Origin of the sequence: Thiomicrospira pelophila DSM 1534 (assembly GCF_000711195.1) — a bacterium.
In the GTDB taxonomy this organism is placed as follows: domain Bacteria; phylum Pseudomonadota; class Gammaproteobacteria; order Thiomicrospirales; family Thiomicrospiraceae; genus Thiomicrospira; species Thiomicrospira pelophila.
This window is the reverse complement of the sequence record NZ_JOMR01000001.1, coordinates 1,958,619-1,975,085: the sequence shown is the minus strand read 5'-3', so window position 1 is coordinate 1,975,085 and position 16,467 is coordinate 1,958,619. Positions and strand designations below refer to the sequence as shown.

The following is a 16,467-nucleotide window of genomic DNA, read 5'->3' as shown; positions in this document are numbered from 1 at the left end:
ATGTCAAAAATTTTGCTAAAATAACTTCGCCCTAATCACTTTATCCTGATTGCTGAAATTCGATGCGAGGTTGCATGCGTGTTTAAGGATTTGGTATGGGGTTTGCTTAAAGGTTTGATAGTTTGATACAGATTGTATCTATAAAAAATAAAACAAAACCCAAGCCGTATTAACCAGAAATAGGACAGATGTCCGCACAAGAAGGAAAGCAACCATGGCGATTGATTTAAGATCTGTAGAACCACTAGGCTCGAAAAGTGTTTTGCTTGAACAGGCGATTCGCAAACATAAAGGCCGTAACAAACCCAGTGGCGAAAGTTACCTGCAAGATCTTGATCTATCGGACATGTTGAACCCGGATTACGAATGGTTAAACGAAGATAAAACCGCGATCCAAAACCTAGTTCAACAAATGGATGCCTCAATTGGTCAGCTTTCTGAGCAAATGCGTGAAATGGGTCAGCAAACCCGTCATATCGACCAGTTTACCCGCCGCACCAAAACCCAGTTTGAAGACGAACAGAAGCTACTGTTCAAACAAATTCAAACCCTTAATGGTTTATTAAAGCGTCAAGTGGAAGTCTTAACCCACGTTGAGCGTCAAATCAGCGACATCGAAATCAAGCAAAATAACTTCATTCCGCAAATGGGTATTGGCCTGATTGCTGGTTTGATGTCGGCGGTCACCATTTTGGTAAGTGCACCTTGGTTAATGGTATTAATTGAGTATTTACGCGCGTAATCCGATGCAATTGCGCGTAGAAGAACAAGTCGACTTAACCCCTGACGATCACGAACCGCACGCTTATTTGCTTAAATTGTCAGCCGACTCAGCGCTTGAATACGCGCCTGGCGACTGGGTCACGATTAAAGGTCAAAATTCATCTGACCTAGTTCAACAAATCATTCATAAGCTCCAGCTCGATCCAAATCAAATCATTCAGCTCCGTCGTTACGAGCCTTGCTCAGTTGACTATGCGCTCACGCATTATCTTGAATTAACCTTACTTGATCCGGCTATTTTGAATAAACTGGTGCGTCAGCATCAATACCAGGCCTGGTCGTCGCGTGCGGAGATGCAAATTTACGCTCAAGGCCGAGATGTATTGGATTTATTGAATGCTTTTCCTGAGCTGACTGAATTGGGTGTCGACTTCTTAAATTTATTAAGTCCGCTCGCCCCGCGTTATTACTCGATTGCCAGCGATCCTAGGTGTTACCCAAATCAAGTTCATGTTTTATATAAATCGGTTCAATACCAAAGAGATGATCGACTACGCCAGGGTGTGACCTCAAACTGGATGCAACAATCGCAAGTGGGTGAAACGCTTGAAGGCGAGATTAAACCCAATGCACACTTTAAATTGCCCACCGAGCCGGAGCAGCCGATTATTATGATTGCCGCCGGCACAGGTTTAGCCCCGTTCCTTGGTTTTATGCAAGCCCGGATTGAAGCGGGCGCTAAGCAAAATCAATTGTTTTTTGGCGAAACCCACCAAGCCTCACGGTTTTTAGCCAAATCCAGTTTGCAAGCATGGCAGCAAGCAGGGCAATTAGATTTGCACACGGTGTTTTCGCGCGATCAAGCCGAAAAACATTATGTGCAGGATGCGTTATTAGCTAACCACCAGGCCTGGTTGTCGCTCTGGCAGCAGGGGGCGAATATTTATGTTTGTGGGGATAAGACCGGCTTGGCAAAAGGGGTAGAGCAAACAATTAAATATGTTTGGGAAAAAGAATTGGGTTGGACAGAAGAGCAGGCACAGCAGGCTTGGCTGGACGCAAAAAAACAACAGCGTATTCAGTTAGATGTTTATTAACCACCAGGCCTGGTGGTTGATTTATTAAGCGAAACTTAAACTAAAACCCGCCGCTTCAAGACGTTTGGCTTCGATCTCCAAATCCAGCAAAGATAGTGGGTGGGTTTTAAGCCAATCGTCCTCAAATTTAAGATGTATCGCGTTGTCCTCTTGAATCACCAATAAAATTTCTGGGACTTCTAAATCCCGCCCACGATGAATACGCACGGCTAAACGCAGTAATACCGTCAAGAAAATTAATTTTTGGTTATGCGGTTCCAGCAGGTTTTCAAAAGCTTCCACCACAAATTTACCGCGATGATTGAGCAACATCGCCGCCAACATTTGTTTTTCTTGGTTGGTAAAACCAGCCATGTCCGACTGTTCAATTAAATACGCCGAATGATGGCGATAGCGTTTATAACTCAAAGCCATGCCACATTCGTGCAATTGGCAAGCCCAATCTAACAGCTTTGGATAATTGTATTCGCTATCGTGCAAATGCCAAATGTTGTGTGCTTGATTAAAGAACTTGCGGGCCGATTGGGCCACATGAAGCGCTTGCTGAGCATCGACTTTCATCCAGTTTTGCATGCTGCGAACACTGGCTTCACGCGAATCTTCGGCAAACATACGACCTAACGTATCAAACACCAAACCTTCACGTAACGCGTTGGAACTTACTTGCATTTGTTGAATGTTTAATTCTTCAAAGGTAGCAATTAAGATCGCCAAGCCGGCCGCTAATACTGGGCGTCGATCGTCTTTGAGTCCATTTAGTTTTAACTCTTGTACACTGCCGGCTTTAATCATTTCGCCGCGCAATGCTTGTAGACCATCGAGCGTAATGTGGCCATCTGTCCAGCCGTTTTCTTGCAATATAATGCCGATGGATTTAATTGTGCCGGAGGCACCATAAGCCACATCCCAACCTAAGTTGGTCAGAATGCGGCGATGCGGGCGTAATATTTGCCGAGCACTGGAAATCGCCTTATTCATGCGCTCAGAGGTCACGATATCTTCATCAAAATACGGCGAGCTGAAACTTACGCAGCCCATTTCAGTGCTGGTTAGGTGATTGTTACTGAAACCGCGTCCAATAATATATTCGGTGCTGCCTCCACCAATATCCATAATTAAGCGTTGCTCATCACTACTAGGCAAGCCATGCACCACGCCTAAAAAGATCAGGCGAGCTTCTTCTTGACCGGAAATAATTTCAATATGATGGCCGAGCGCTTTACGGGCCGCGATTAAAAACGCACGGCTGTTATTGGCGTTGCGCAAGGTATTGGTGCCGACGGCGCGGACATTTTGGCTGGGGATATTTTTGATCAATTGGCCGAAGCGTTCTAAACACTCTAGCGCATTGGTAACCGCGCTTTCACTTAAGTTATTGAGTTCGTCTAAGCCGGAGCGTAAGCGAACCATTTCTTTGTGTTTATCCACCACTTGTAATTGGCCGTGGACTTCGCGCGCGACAATCATGTGGAAACTGTTTGATCCCAAGTCTATCGCGGCATAAAGGTCATTATCGGATGAAGTCGTCATAAGGTCACATCTAACTAATTTGCGCGTAGTTTACTCGGTTTGTGTCATCAAACCAAATTTGATTGAACCAAGCTTCAAGATTCCAGTTGGCCACTGTATTTTTCGACCAAGGAAAGTTGTGCGTTAAACGCCACTTCGTCCGGCGCGAGTTCATGCAGTTTGTAAGAGCCATCCGGCTGAAGTTCCCAGGACGAGGTGGTATCTTCCAGATAAATCGCCAAGCCTTCGGTAAAGACTTGTTGAAAACAATCCGCGTCTAAAATAGGGAAACAGGTTTCAACGCGCGCTAATAGGTTCCGACTCATCCAGTCCGCACTGGAGCAATAAAGTTGCGGTTCTTGACCTGTATTTTCAAAGTAATATACGCGGTGATGTTCTAAGAAACGCCCAATGATCGAACGCACCCGAATATTGTCCGATAGGCCGGGAACCCCAGGAGCCAAGCTGCAAATGCCGCGCACAATTAAGTCGATTTGAACGCCTGCTTGCGAGGCCGCATACAGCGCATCGATAATCTGCTTTTCTTGTAAACCGTTCATCTTGGCGATGATTCTAGCTGGCTTGCCTTGGCGCGCGTTTTCGGCTTCGCGTGCAATGCGTTCCAACATACCACTATGCAAAGTAAACGGTGATTGCAATACCACTTCCAAGTCATTCGTATTGCCCAAGCTAGTCAGTTGTTGGAATATTTTGGTGACGTCGCGGCCAATCGCTGGACGACAAGTAAACAAACCAAAATCGGTATAAAAACGGCTGGTGATATGATGATAGTTGCCGGTGCCTAAATGCACATAATGGCGCAACTTTTGATCTTCACGTCGTACCACCAAAATCATTTTGGCATGGGTTTTATAGCCCACCACGCCATATACCACATGCACGCCTGCATCCTGTAAGCGGGTCGCTTGTTGAATATTGTTATCTTCATCAAAACGTGCGCGCAACTCCACCACGGCGGTGACTTCCTTGCCGTTTTTGGCGGCACGCACCAGCGCATCAATAATCGCGGACTTATCACCCGTGCGATATAACGTCATGCGAATTGCCAAGGTGTCCGGATCTTTGGCGGCTTGATTTAAGAAATCAATCACCGGCGCAAAGGCATCGTATGGGTGATGTAGCAAAATGTCTTTGTCACGAATTTGTTCAAATAGGTTGTCAGCTTCCTTTTTACGGGTAAACAAACGGAATGCGGTTTTGCTGTTTTTAGGCGGTGTTAATTGGCGCGCCGAAAACGGTTGGAACAACAAATCCGGTCGATTTACCATATTCGGCACCGCATCCAGACGGTGTAAGTTGACCGGGCCGCGTACTTGATACAAGGCGCTTTCATCGAGCTTAAAGCGGTTCATCAAATATTCCACCATCGCGGGCGGGCAGTTATCGGCTACCTCTAAACGAATCGCATCACCAAACTGTCGGCCGTAAAGTTCGCCTTGCAGTGCACTCATAATGTCGTCGACTTCTTCTTCGTCTATAAACAAGTTAGTGTTACGGGTGACACGGAACTGATAGCAGCCGGTCACCGTCATGCCGGGGAATAAGTTGGCTACATTCGAGTGTAAAACCGAAGATAAAAACACAAAATCGTTTTCTCCGTCCGTGGCTTCGGGGGGCAATTTAATCAGGCGCGGTAATGAGCGTGGCACCTGCACAATCGCCAAACCATTCGAACGCCCAAAGGCATCTTTACCTTCCAGTGATACAATAAAATTCAAACTCTTGTTTAGAATTTTTGGGAAAGGATGTGACGGGTCAAGCCCCATCGGGCTTAAAACCGGCTTGAGTGAATCCAAAAAGTAATTACGAATCCATTCTTTTTGCTTATCGTTCCAATGATTACGACGCACAAATCGAATATTCTCTTTTTCCAAGGCTGGAATCAAAATATGGTTGAGCGTGTTGTACTGATCTTTTACGACTTCATGCGCCACTTCAGTGAGCATGGTTATGGCTTCCTTCGGTGCCATATTGTCAGGCTGAGTACGTGCGCCCGGGTCTTTGGATAACTCCATTAGGCTGGCTAAACGCACTTCAAAAAACTCATCCATGTTGCTACTAGAAATACATAAAAACTTCAAACGTTCGAGTAATGGAATTTCTGGATTTTTGGCCTGTGCCAACACGCGACGATTAAATTCTAATAAGCTGCGTTCGCGATTAAAGTAAACCGGTTGAACGGTTTGTTCGGGTTGTTCAGGGGTCGTGTTCATTCTTCAAACCTTGATGAGTGAAAGTGTGTGCGTAATTCCTTCTATTTTAGCCCAAACAGCTTGGTTTGGCATGACGGTTTAATGAATTAACATTGTTAAAAACAAAGCACCAGGCCTGGTGCTTTAAGTTTATTGGTTTACTTTAACGTTAATGGCCAGAGGTTTGAGTGGGTGAGGACTCCAATAAAAGTAGTCGGAATTGACTTGGCAACTAGTTTGGCAACCCGTCGTGCACACTTTATTGGTTAGCGTTTGGCGGTAAATAAAACCTTGCTGTAAAAGAGGCGCCATTAAGCCGTCGAGTGCGTCTTTAGATAGATCAAAATGCCGCGTTAGACTGTCTGAGGATACTTGTCCGTGTTTGCGGATGTACTGTTTCAGTTCTAGCAAAATCATTTTAAATGCCGTCTCGCTGGTTTTTTACCCAGGTGTTTGAGCCAGTTGTAGAGCACAAAATAACTTAATAGAATCGCGGTTAACCACATTGTGGCGGTTTGAGGTTGTAGGTTAAAGTGCATAGCTTGATAAAATCCGACCGCTACGCTGTAACCTAAAAACAAACTCCAGGACGCACTATAAACGGCCCAGCGAGTTCCCAGTTCATTTTTGATGGCCCCTAGCGTAGCAACGCAGGGGAAGTACAACAAAATCAACAGTAAATAAGCATAGGCCGCGATGGGTCCGCCAAAATAGGCGGCCATTTTTTCTAAAGTATTTGGTTGAATATCCAACGTTTCTACGGCGGCCTCTTGGTTTGAGATTGACTGAAGTGAGGCTAAGCCTAATGGATCACTAAGATTGCTGATAATGCCGCCAATATTATTAGGAACCGTGGCAAAAGCCTCTGCGAGAGCGCTAAAAAAGTCAAAATCTTCAGCTCTCATAGGTTGAGAGGGTGTTTGCTCCATGGTTTGATACAACGCATCCAATGAGCCTACGACCACTTCCTTGGCTAATACGCCGGTCACTAAGCCTACCGTGGCGGGCCAATTTTCTTCGGTTAGACCCATAGGCGAAAATAGCGGGGTGACTTGCTTGGCGGCGACACTTAAAACGGAGTTGTTTTGGTTTTCGTTGCCAAACGAACCGTCGGTTCCCAAGCTGTTAAAAAAGTTGATCAACAACACCACTACTACAATCACCTTGCCGGCATTTACAATAAAGCTTTTTAAACGGTTGCGGGTATTGAGCAAAACATTAATGAAAGCGGGTTTGTGATAGTTCGGCAGTTCGAGTAACAATGGCGGTGCTTCGCCCGGTAATAGGGTGTTTTTAAGAATATAAGCCGTAAGAATCGCCGCCAATATTCCGACCATATAAAGTGAAAAAACAATCAGAGCGGCGTGATCAACAAAAAAGGCGCTGGCAAACAATACATAGACAGTTAACCGCGCACTGCACGACATAAACGGCGTCATCATTACCGTCATGATTCGATCGCGTGCATCTGGCAAGGTTCGGGTCGCCATTACAGCCGGAATATTACAGCCAAACCCAACCACGAGCGGAATAAAAGCCTGCCCTGACAGCCCAATTCGGCGCATAAATTTATCCATGTTGAGCGCAGCTCGTTGCATGTAACCCGATTCTTCCAGAATCGATAGCAATAAGAACAAGGCACCGATGATCGGAATAAAGGAGGCGACTACTTGAATACCGCCTCCTAAACCGTCGGCGAGAAGCATGGTGACCCAGTCAGGTGCATATAGACCCTGAAGCAAAGCACCAAAGCCATCAACAAAAATGGCCTGCGCCGTCAAATCGAACACATCTAAAAACGCATTGCCTATTGTAATGGATAGGGCAAAAACCAAATACATGACCGCAAAGAAAATCGGCAACCCCCATAACGGATGCAAAACCCACTTATCAATTTGGTCGGTCATGTTTCGACTGAACTTATTAGTGTGTTCTTCACTAATATGCGCGGCATCGTGGGCAAATTGGAAATATAAGTCGGCCGCAATTAACGCGAGGTCTTCTTTATAATGATTTTCTAGCTTGATTTTTTCTGCTTGGGCAAAGCTACGAATTTCTAAGGGCGCCGTTTCGGGTTTAATGAGCATTTGCAGGGTGCCCCAACATGAGTCGTTAGACATGGGCTGCAAATCTCGCAAGGTGTGAACCGACTGATGCAAGGTATCCGGTAAATCTAAGTGTAAGTTGGCGCGCTTATTTAATAGAGCGGGCAATTGTTCTTTTAGCTCATCAACCCCTTGGTTGTAATAAGCCGAAATAGGAATGACTGGACAGCCAAGTTTTTCGCTTAACTTGTCGAGATCAATCGTTAGATTGTGCTCAGCCAATAGGTCCATTCGATTAAGCACCAACACCACAGGTAATCCCATGTGCAGCAGTTGAGCGGTTAAAAATAACTGACGTTCGAGACTGGTGGCATCAACAACGTTAATAACAAGCTCAGGCGGCTGACAAGTTAAAAAATCACGCGCGACCTTTTCATCTAAACCGGATCGTGAAGCCGTTTCTAAACTGTAAACGCCGGGTAAGTCAATTACTCGGTAAGGCTGGCCGGCAATGTGCATTTGTCCGGTTTTTTGTTCAACCGTTACTCCAGGCCAGTTACCGGTGGTTTGTTGAGATCCCGTTAATCGGTTAAATAAGGTTGACTTCCCACAGTTTGGGTTGCCAATCAGTGCGACTTGGTGGTGAAACTTGAGGCTTTGACTAGTTACAGGAATGGTCATGATAAGAGTTCTACTTCAATTTTTTTAGCCAGTTCCCGGTCAATCGCAAAACGGCTGCCATCAATATTTAAAATAAGACTGTCTCCACGACATAAGATAACCTTAATGTGGCTATGGCGGTGAAAACCTAGGTTCACCAGTTGCAACTTAGCATCTAGCTCGCCATGCAATGAAATGACCGTGCAGGTTTGATCTTGAAGGCAGGAGTCTAAGTAAATGGGGGACAGTGGCATAAAATGACTTGGTTGTTAATGTTAATGATAATGATTACTAGTATTATCATTTTATGTCTTGCTGTCAATCTTGTTGTACACAAAATCATTCATGTTTGGCAACGAGTTTATAGGGTGAGCCCATTTTTAAAAGCGGCAATCGGAATCACGAGTCACAGCTTTGGGTCTGCGTGATAAAATCATTTCTATTTGTTTCCTCTTGTAAAGGAATGCTTTGAACGCACCTAATCACACTTCTCCAATATCTTCCCGTTTGCCTATCCGATTCAGTGCCACTCAATGGGCGTGGATGGCTGTTTTATTTATTGGGTTGACCGCACTTGGCATTTTGTCTGTTTACCTTCAAGTCGAAGGTGCCCGCTGGCAATGGGATAATGCACTTTTAAACCCCGTGTTTTTATTATCAGCTTTTGGGTTGTTGTTGGTGTATTTTGCCGCGGATGGTCTGCGGCTTTGGTTCACGCTTAAAGCTTTAGGCTATCCGATACGTTTGCAAGACATGGCACAGTTGGTGTTTTTAAATATTTTTGTATCCAATATTACACCGCTTGCTACTGGCGGTGGGGTGGCACAAGTTTGGTTTTTACGCCGCCATGCGGTGCCGGTCGGGGTGGCAATGAGCGCGACAACGATTCGCACCGTTTTAGCGATTCTAATGATCTTTAGTGCCGCCCCCATTCTATGGACTTGGTTGCCTGAATTAGGTGGTAGTGCGCGCGGCATTATTCAAACTGGGTTTTGGCTGGCGATAGGCGGGTATGCTTTAGGCTTTTTTCTCGTGTTGTTTAAAACGGATTGGCTAATACGGCTACTGCTCGCCCTTATGGCAGGTCTTTGTCGGATCAATTTTTTGTCCTATTCACGTTTTGTCACCATTAAGCGTCATTGGATTCGCGAGATGCGTCGCTTCAGCCGCGGTTTTCGACTTTATTTTGCGGGTGGATGGTTTTGGGTCAGTGCATCGGTATTAAGTACAGCGGTGTTTTTGATCGCCCTGTTTTCGTTTCCAGCGCTAATTTTCTGGGCACTGGGTTATGATTTTTCCTACTGGATAGCCCTCGCCAAAATGGTGGTAACCACCTTTATTATGTATTTTTCACCCACGCCGGGCGGGTCGGGTATTGCGGAAGGGGTGTTTGGCAGATTCTTTTCAGCTGATTTGCTAACCACGCATTTGGTATTAGCGGTGGTGGTCTGGCGAGCCTTAACCATTTATTTTGGCATGTTGATCGGACTGGCGGTCACCTTTCACTGGTTGCGACCTAAACCAGCCAGCGAAAAAATAGGAGCGTAAGATGCGTCGAACGGTACGTAAGCGAGTGGTGTTTGGATTGATTGCGATGATTGTCGCCATTTTAGGTTATCGGCTTTACCTGTTCTTCATCGAAACCGACTTTCAATCCGTGCATGGACATCAACTGGGCGCGATTGAACAACCGTTAAAGGATCAAGCTTACCGCTTTGCTGTAGTAGGTAACATCAATAATTCAGTCGGTTTGTTTGAGCGTAATATGATCCCTTTGCTAAATCGCGATGAAGCGGCGTTTGTTATCTCGGCGGGCAATGCGGTTAGTGGCGGTGGTGAAGATAAATATCGTGCTTTATATCGCACACTGCAACATTTAGAAAAACCTTATTTACTCACGGTTGGACCTAATGAAACCGATGCACTGGGGGCGGTACATTTTTACCGTCATTTTGGACCATTTTTTTACACGCTTAGTCAGGGCAATCAGTTTTTTGCGTTTTTAGATGGCACCAGTGAAGAAACCTACCGTTTTCAATTGCAATGGCTGGAAAAACGGCTAAAACAAACCCAAGCCCAAAATCGTTTTGTATTTATCGCCCAGCCCTTGTGGGATGTCGGTGAAGAACCAGCGGTAGACTTCGATAGCCAATATCTAGCACAAGATGCCGCTTCTGAGGATTTTCGGGAGGGTTTAATGGCCCTGTTTGAACGTTATCAAGTCGACGTGGTTTTTTCAGCTAATCTGCACCTATTTGATCAGCGCGAGAAAAACGGCGTGCGTTATGTCACTACCGGTGGAGCAGGCGGTTTGGTGATAAATGATGACATCAGTTATTACCATTATGTCGCGGTCGATGTGGATGGCGATCAAATAAACATACATGAACACAAACTCGACATCGGCCAGCACCCGGTGATGAAACATCTCGAAAGCCTGTGGTTTTTTGTGCATTCGCTGTTTTATGTGGGGCACCTTAATTTTCTATTGATTATGGCGCTGCTGATCATTATCGCTGTCAAACTTTATGGCGCGGTGTTTGAAGAAAAAGACTACTACCCAAATTACGATCTCGACCTGAGCCCGTTTCTAAAACGTCCTTTGCGCATTGCGATGATGACTAATAATTACCTGCCGTTTGTCGGCGGCGTGCCCATTTCAATTGCACGTTTGGCGAGGGGGCTGGTGGCAAAAGGCCATTCAGTATTAGTGGTCGCGCCTGATTATCAGGCAAAGGACCAGGCTCAACAAGACCAATCCTTGGCGGATGGATTTGAGGTGGTTCGATTGCCGTCATGGCTCAAGCTTGGCGCCGGTCAACCGTTCCGGTTGGCGAGTTTATTTTCCTCGCGCGTCAAAAAAGCCTTTCAAGCCTTTTCGCCCGATCTTATACACGTGCATCATCCCTTTTGGCTAGGCCGCCTCGGGCTTATCTGGGGGCGGCGACTTGGTGTGCCGGTGGTGCTGACTTACCACACACGACTAGAGCATTACGCGCATTTTGTGCCGCTGCCCAGTCCACTGTTCCGTAATGTGATTGTTCATGGCGCGGTGCGGCGTTTTTCTAATCGTTGCGATGCGGTGATTGTGCCTACCGCTTCGGCGGAAGAATACCTGCGATTAATCGGCGTTAAACGCCCAATTTATGTGCATCCAACCGGGATTGAATATTCAGCGTTTCAGCAAGCCGACACGCAAAATATATCAACACTCAAACAGCGCTGGGGGATTGAACCAGAGCAAATCGTACTTGTGTCCGTGGCGCGGTTAAGCCAGGAAAAAAACTTTGAATTTATGCTGCAAGCTTTAGCCAGCCTAAAAGCGAAGACAGACAAACCGTTTAAATGTTTAATTGTGGGGGAGGGCGAATCACGCGAAACCTTGCAAGCGCAAATTGATACTCTAGGTTTAACTGATAGGGTCTTGTTGGTCGGGAAAGTGCCACCGGATCAAATGCCATCTTTATATCAATTGGGCGACATTTTTGTATTTGCGTCGCGCTCAGAAACCCAAGGCATGGTGATTCTTGAAGCCATGGCGGGCGGATTACCGGTCGTCGCTGTTCGAGCCAGCGGCATTGATGACGTGATTGAACAAAACCAAACTGGCATCAAAACTCCAGAGAACTACCAGGCCTGGTCCAAAGCCGTACAAACCCTACTCGAAGACAATAACCAACGCCAGCGTATGAGCGAGGCCGCGCAAGCGTTCGCCAAGGAATTCGACATTGAACCCTACGCGGCAAGCGTGCACCAAACTTATGCCGAAATCTTAGCGGAATACGCTCAAGTAAAAATAAGCCGAAAAAAGCGGTTATAAGGCTAGAGGGTTTCGATAGGTAACTTATTTAATCTTCAATCCGAGACTGCTTTAATTAATGCGAACACCACCAGGCCTGGTGGTTGGATTATTAATGGTATTCACCCGGTAGGCCTTTCTTGTACATGGTAGCTTGCCCCACTTTTTTGCCGGACATGCGCAATAATTCATCACCCGAAAACTCATAACCCAACTTGAACGCAATACGCGCCACATCATCCGCTGTGGACGCGGCTGTGACTTCAGTTTTAAGCGCCGGATCAGACTGCATTTTCATAATGAAGGCTTCCATTTGATCTAAGGCCATTTTTTAACTCCACTCTTTCGCAAGCTGCGCATTGACTATAAATAAAACCATTATTGGTTTGAACTGAATCCGCTGTTTTTTATATTTAAAAAAACCTATAAACCTAATAGATCATGATATCTCATTAATCAAAAGCCGCATCTAAAATTAGAAAACCTTATCGGAAAAAACAGGGCTAGCTTATCAAAGCTTTATAAGTAGTTTGGTGAAGGTGAACACCCACGGTTTGAAACCGTATTAAGGTGGTTTCGGCAAAGGGTTTGCGTTTAAGTTAGCATCTTAAAGGTTTAAATGGAGTCAGGAATAACGCTATTTCATTTTACTCTGCCCCTATTTATTAAAAGTTGATAGTCCCACACCATGCCAATGTTATAAATTTAGTTCTTCAATTGCTTCCTCCAAGCTAAGAACTTGAGTAGGAACACTAAGATGAGCGTAACATGCCCTTGCCTTTTTTATAAAAGCATTATCATTTGAGACTAAATACGATGCGCCGACAGATGAGCTAGCGTGTTTAAGATCATTAAAAGAGGCCTTAAATCGATCACGTCCACTCTTTACTTTGGTGAAGTCGTCTGGATGATAGCCGACCCAATTCATCAGTGTGTAATAACGCGAAATTTGGTTATGAATTGAATTGTCAAAATAGTCCTCATAACTGTAATCGCCATTTGCGCTAGCAAACAGTTTATCTATAGCTGGAATAACATCATGTTGTTTGAGCTCGTTAAGATGAAGTTCAAATACTGCATTGTGTTTTCTAAAACCCTTAGGTCCGAGCTTTTCTTCTTCTGTAATATTTATAGGTGAAGATTTTGCTAGCAGTTCTGCTTGCTTGAAGAGTTGCTTATACTTAAGACTCATTTGTTGCCCGTGGTGGCTATTTAATTCTTCAGGAGACAGTTCAGATAACAATTTTTTTATATCAGCAACATTGGTAGATGCGCTATCTAAAAGTTTTTGATGAATTTGCGAGAAATCGGAGCCTACTTCAAGGCCTGAAAGTTTTCTCAAAAGTTGATCTACTATTTCTGTGGATTTGTTTACTCCATTCGGAGCATTTTCTTTCTCATTCATTAGATAGCTTTTCCAAACTAGCTTTGGCGATTTTGCATTTAGCTCTGTTGTTAATGGCTCGATATAGAGAGCTTCTAACTCGCACAAAAGTTGAATATGCTCTTCAATATATTCTTGATTATCTATTTGTCTAATCTCGTCAAGATGAGTGGCAGAGTACAGAACCCTTATATCATGATTAGACCGTCCAACCAGCTCAGAATGTAGCCTGTCTAGGTGAGCCGATTTTAGACTTTCGCGTTTACGCTTTCTTAAGTCTGATAAAGTGTTTTGATCAAAATATATGTACGTAGTCATGCTCTTGTAAATTTATTATGCCCAATCACCGGGCCAGTGGAGTGGAACAATTTTTGTGGTAAAAAATGAAAAAAGGAGACGCCATCTTTTTACCGTTAAAATCACTTTTAAACATTTTATAACAATGAATCAGTTATTTAATATTACACTTTAATATACAAGGTTTTTCCGAATTTTCAGTTCAGTTTAATTGTCATTTAAATCCATAACTCACTCCGACAGCTCTACGGACATAATCAATACATATACCACAAGGCCTGGTTAGAGGGTTAAAACGAGTAGCGTTACCTTTGCATAAAAACATTATTTATTACTAATTCAAACTTGTAGCCAAGGCGTAATAAATCCACTCAAGGTTGAAACCTTAATACGCTATATTTCTTGTCACAAAGTCAAAAAATATAGTATCGTCTCAGTTAACTTATTTAAGTGTTTTAAACCAGGGGTATTTTATGAAAAAAGTATTGATGGCTGTTGGCTTAATTGCTGGACTATTAAATATGCCTGCGCAAGCAGGGCTTGATGAGTCTATTGAAGCGGCCGAACAAGGTAATGCTACTGCCCAATTCAATCTTGGTGTTATGTATGACGAGGGAAATGGTGTACCGGAAGATAACCTTGAAGCGATCAAATGGTATCGTAAAGCGGCCGAACAAGGGGAGATTAAAGCTCAATACAATCTTGCTTTGATGTATGACATGGGAGAGGGTGTACCGGAAGATAACCTTGAAGCGATCAAATGGTATCGCAAAGCCGCTGAACAAGGGGGACTTAAAGCTCAATACAATCTTGCTTTGATGTATGACGAGGGAGAGGGTGTACCGGAAGATAACGTTGAAGCGATTAAATGGTATCGCAAAGCCGCTGAACAAGGGGATATTAAAGCCCAATACAATCTTGCTTTGATGTATGAGGAGGGTGAAGGTGTACCGGAAGATAATGTTGAAGCGATTAAATGGTACCGTAAAGCGGCTGAACAAGGGGATGCTGACGCCCAATACAATCTTGGTGTTATGTATGACGAGGGAAATGGTGTACCGGAAGATAACGTTGAAGCGATTAAATGGTATCGCAAGGCGGCCGAACAAGGGGATTCTGATGCCCAATACAACCTTGGGCTTATGTATGACGAAGGTGAGGGTCTAGAAGAGGATAACGTTGAAGCAATTAAATGGTATCGCAAAGCCGCCGAACAAGGGAGTATTTACGCCCAATACAATCTTGGATTGATGTATGACATGGGAGAGGGTGTACCAGAAGATAATGTTGAAGCTGTGAAATGGTATCGCAAGGCGGCCGAACAAGGGGATTCCGATGCTCAATACAATCTTGGATTGATGTATGACGAGGGAGAAGGAGTAAGGCAGAGTCACTCAGAGGCTGTAAAGTGGTACCAAAGTGCTGCGAAGCAAGGAGATATTGGTGCGCAAAATAATCTTGGGGTGAAGTATTACAACGGCCAAGGGGTGAGGCAGAGTACAACGATAGCAAAAGAACTGTTCAGCAAGGCTTGCGAAAGTGGTAATGTTGAAGCCTGCTCAAACATCGCTACGCTTAATAGACGTTAAGAGCCAAAAGGGGGGGCTCCCCCTTTTTAACTAGATTTAATTGTAATTTTCTATAAATTCATTCGGCCAACGCGACGGATTTAATCAGCGCATAGACCACCAGACCTGGCTGTAGATTGAGGCGTTGGGCGGAAGCTTGGGTTATTTCGGCGAATAGGTGTTGGCCGTCTTTTAATTTTAAGCGCGCTAACACGCGGTGTTCGCCTTGTGGGATGAGTTCATCAATCGTGACTTGCAGGTGGTTGACGATGCTTAAATCTTTTGGGTCGGATAAGGCCAAACTGACATCTCGCGCTAACACACGAATGCGTACTTGCGGTGTGTGAATGTCGAGGGTTTGGCTGAGGTAAATCGTATCTTCACCGACTTTAATTTCTCGTAATCCGGCTTGCACCAGGCCTGGTTGTCCGATCAAAACCGATACCGCGCCTTGTTCGTCGAATAGTGGTGAGTCGGGTCTTTTTAAAGCTTGTTGCAGGGTTTCGATGCTGTCGATTTGACCGTCTTTCATAAACACGACTTGATTTGCCAAGCGCTCAACTTCAATCGGTGCATGGGTAATGTACATCACCGGCAAGTTAAATTCCGCCACCAGTTCTTCTATCAGTGTTAGCAGTTCGGCTTTGGCGCGCCAATCGAGTGCGGAAAGCGGTTCGTCCATGCACAGTAGTTTGGGCGACATCAGCAGCGCGCGCGCAATCGCTACGCGTTGTTTTTCGCCGCCGGATAAATAGGTAACGTCACGGTCAAGTTTGTCGGCGATGCCGACGCGTTGGGTGATTTTGTCGAAATCCGCTTGCGGATGGTTTTTGGGTAAGCGTTTGACGCCATACATTAAATTTTGGCGCACGGTCATGTGTGGAAACAAGGCGGCATCTTGAAACACAAAACCGATATGGCGTTGCGGGGTCGGTAGGGCTTTTTCGCCATTTTGCCAAGTTTGGTCGTTTAGTGTTAAGTGACCACGGGTGCGTTTATCCAGCCCAGCCATCGCGCGTAGCAGTGTACTTTTGCCGCTGCCGGAACGTCCGAATAATACGGTCACGCCATCGAGCGTTAAATCAAACTCGCCGCTGTTGAGCTTAAAGCCGCCAAGGTCGAGTTGAAGATGGCCTTTCATGGTTTGAATATTCCCCTTTCTGTCCATTTTT

At 45.0% G+C, this 16,467-nt stretch carries 13 protein-coding genes; 5 read left to right on the top strand and 8 right to left on the bottom strand.

Annotation, left to right across the window (positions count from 1 at the left end; translation table 11 throughout):
* Positions 1–214: 214 nt before the first annotated feature.
* Together N746_RS0109510 and N746_RS0109505 are read left to right on the top strand one after the other, a co-directional pair.
* A complete protein-coding gene (locus tag N746_RS0109510) occupies positions 215–742 on the top strand; it encodes a hypothetical protein (protein ID WP_029936065.1) in 528 nt (175 codons plus the stop codon).
* The gene (locus N746_RS0109505) at positions 723–1,820 is read left to right on the top strand and encodes a flavodoxin domain-containing protein (protein WP_245603361.1); all 1,098 of its coding nucleotides are present in this window, start codon (positions 723–725) and stop codon (positions 1,818–1,820) included. Before N746_RS0109510 ends, N746_RS0109505 begins: the two co-directional genes overlap by 20 nt.
* Positions 1,821–1,844: 24 nt before the next feature.
* On the opposite strand, the gene ppx is transcribed toward N746_RS0109505, so the two are convergent.
* The 5 genes from ppx to N746_RS0109480 all read right to left on the bottom strand — a co-directional run bounded on the left by ppx (position 1,845) and on the right by N746_RS0109480 (position 8,501).
* Positions 1,845–3,350, bottom strand: a complete 1,506-nt coding sequence (gene ppx / locus N746_RS0109500; protein ID WP_029936061.1) for an exopolyphosphatase — start codon at positions 3,348–3,350, stop codon at positions 1,845–1,847.
* Between the two features lie 74 nt (positions 3,351–3,424).
* A complete protein-coding gene (ppk1, locus tag N746_RS0109495) occupies positions 3,425–5,563 on the bottom strand; it encodes a polyphosphate kinase 1 (RefSeq protein ID WP_029936060.1) in 2,139 nt (712 codons plus the stop codon).
* A 129-nt stretch (positions 5,564–5,692) separates the two neighbouring features.
* The gene (locus N746_RS10975; protein WP_029936058.1) at positions 5,693–5,959 is read right to left on the bottom strand and encodes a FeoC-like transcriptional regulator; all 267 of its coding nucleotides are present in this window, start codon (positions 5,957–5,959) and stop codon (positions 5,693–5,695) included.
* Positions 5,956–8,268, bottom strand: coding sequence for a Fe(2+) transporter permease subunit FeoB (feoB, locus tag N746_RS0109485; RefSeq protein WP_029936056.1), 2,313 nt, complete (start codon positions 8,266–8,268; stop codon positions 5,956–5,958). The genes N746_RS10975 and feoB overlap by 4 nt, the downstream gene beginning before the upstream one ends.
* Positions 8,265–8,501 carry a FeoA family protein gene (locus N746_RS0109480; protein ID WP_029936055.1) on the bottom strand — a complete coding sequence of 79 codons (237 nt, stop codon included), beginning with the start codon at positions 8,499–8,501 and terminating at the stop codon, positions 8,265–8,267. Before N746_RS0109480 ends, feoB begins: the two co-directional genes overlap by 4 nt.
* A gap of 289 nt (positions 8,502–8,790) precedes the next feature.
* Between N746_RS0109480 and N746_RS0109475 the strand changes: the two genes are divergently transcribed.
* Positions 8,791–9,795 carry a lysylphosphatidylglycerol synthase transmembrane domain-containing protein gene (locus N746_RS0109475; protein WP_051678617.1) on the top strand — a complete coding sequence of 335 codons (1,005 nt, stop codon included), beginning with the start codon at positions 8,791–8,793 and terminating at the stop codon, positions 9,793–9,795.
* A 1-nt stretch (position 9,796) separates the two neighbouring features.
* Positions 9,797–12,067, top strand: a complete 2,271-nt coding sequence (locus N746_RS0109470) for a glycosyltransferase (RefSeq protein WP_029936051.1) — start codon at positions 9,797–9,799, stop codon at positions 12,065–12,067.
* A 91-nt stretch (positions 12,068–12,158) separates the two neighbouring features.
* Here N746_RS0109470 and N746_RS0109465 read toward each other — a convergent pair whose 3' ends face one another.
* Both N746_RS0109465 and N746_RS0109460 read right to left on the bottom strand, forming a co-directional pair.
* The gene (locus N746_RS0109465; RefSeq protein ID WP_029936050.1) at positions 12,159–12,374 is read right to left on the bottom strand and encodes a Nif11-like leader peptide family natural product precursor; all 216 of its coding nucleotides are present in this window, start codon (positions 12,372–12,374) and stop codon (positions 12,159–12,161) included.
* 369 nt (positions 12,375–12,743) lie between these two features.
* Complete coding sequence (locus N746_RS0109460) at positions 12,744–13,748, bottom strand: hypothetical protein (RefSeq protein ID WP_029936048.1); 1,005 nt, start codon at positions 13,746–13,748, stop codon at positions 12,744–12,746.
* A gap of 452 nt (positions 13,749–14,200) precedes the next feature.
* Here N746_RS0109460 and N746_RS0109455 point away from each other — a divergent pair, with 452 nt between their 5' ends.
* Positions 14,201–15,316 (top strand): SEL1-like repeat protein, encoded by a 1,116-nt coding sequence (locus N746_RS0109455; RefSeq protein WP_038125947.1) that lies wholly within the window; start codon positions 14,201–14,203, stop codon positions 15,314–15,316.
* Positions 15,317–15,374: 58 nt separating this feature from the next.
* Here N746_RS0109455 and modC read toward each other — a convergent pair whose 3' ends face one another.
* Complete coding sequence (modC, locus tag N746_RS0109450; RefSeq protein WP_245603360.1) at positions 15,375–16,463, bottom strand: molybdenum ABC transporter ATP-binding protein; 1,089 nt, start codon at positions 16,461–16,463, stop codon at positions 15,375–15,377.
* Positions 16,464–16,467 lie beyond the last annotated feature (4 nt).

Coding starts and splice junctions, on each gene's coding strand:
- ppx (WP_029936061.1), bottom strand. CDS start 3,350: ATGACGACTTCATCCGATAATGACCTTTATGCCGCGATAGACTTGGGA.
- N746_RS0109465 (WP_029936050.1), bottom strand. CDS start 12,374: ATGGCCTTAGATCAAATGGAAGCCTTCATTATGAAAATGCAGTCTGAT.
- modC (WP_245603360.1), bottom strand. CDS start 16,463: ATGGACAGAAAGGGGAATATTCAAACCATGAAAGGCCATCTTCAACTC.
- N746_RS0109475 (WP_051678617.1), top strand. CDS start 8,791: ATGGCTGTTTTATTTATTGGGTTGACCGCACTTGGCATTTTGTCTGTT.
- N746_RS0109455 (WP_038125947.1), top strand. CDS start 14,201: ATGAAAAAAGTATTGATGGCTGTTGGCTTAATTGCTGGACTATTAAAT.
- N746_RS0109480 (WP_029936055.1), bottom strand. CDS start 8,501: ATGCCACTGTCCCCCATTTACTTAGACTCCTGCCTTCAAGATCAAACC.
- ppk1 (WP_029936060.1), bottom strand. CDS start 5,563: ATGAACACGACCCCTGAACAACCCGAACAAACCGTTCAACCGGTTTAC.
- feoB (WP_029936056.1), bottom strand. CDS start 8,268: ATGACCATTCCTGTAACTAGTCAAAGCCTCAAGTTTCACCACCAAGTC.
- N746_RS0109510 (WP_029936065.1), top strand. CDS start 215: ATGGCGATTGATTTAAGATCTGTAGAACCACTAGGCTCGAAAAGTGTT.
- N746_RS0109460 (WP_029936048.1), bottom strand. CDS start 13,748: ATGACTACGTACATATATTTTGATCAAAACACTTTATCAGACTTAAGA.
- N746_RS0109470 (WP_029936051.1), top strand. CDS start 9,797: ATGCGTCGAACGGTACGTAAGCGAGTGGTGTTTGGATTGATTGCGATG.
- N746_RS10975 (WP_029936058.1), bottom strand. CDS start 5,959: ATGATTTTGCTAGAACTGAAACAGTACATCCGCAAACACGGACAAGTA.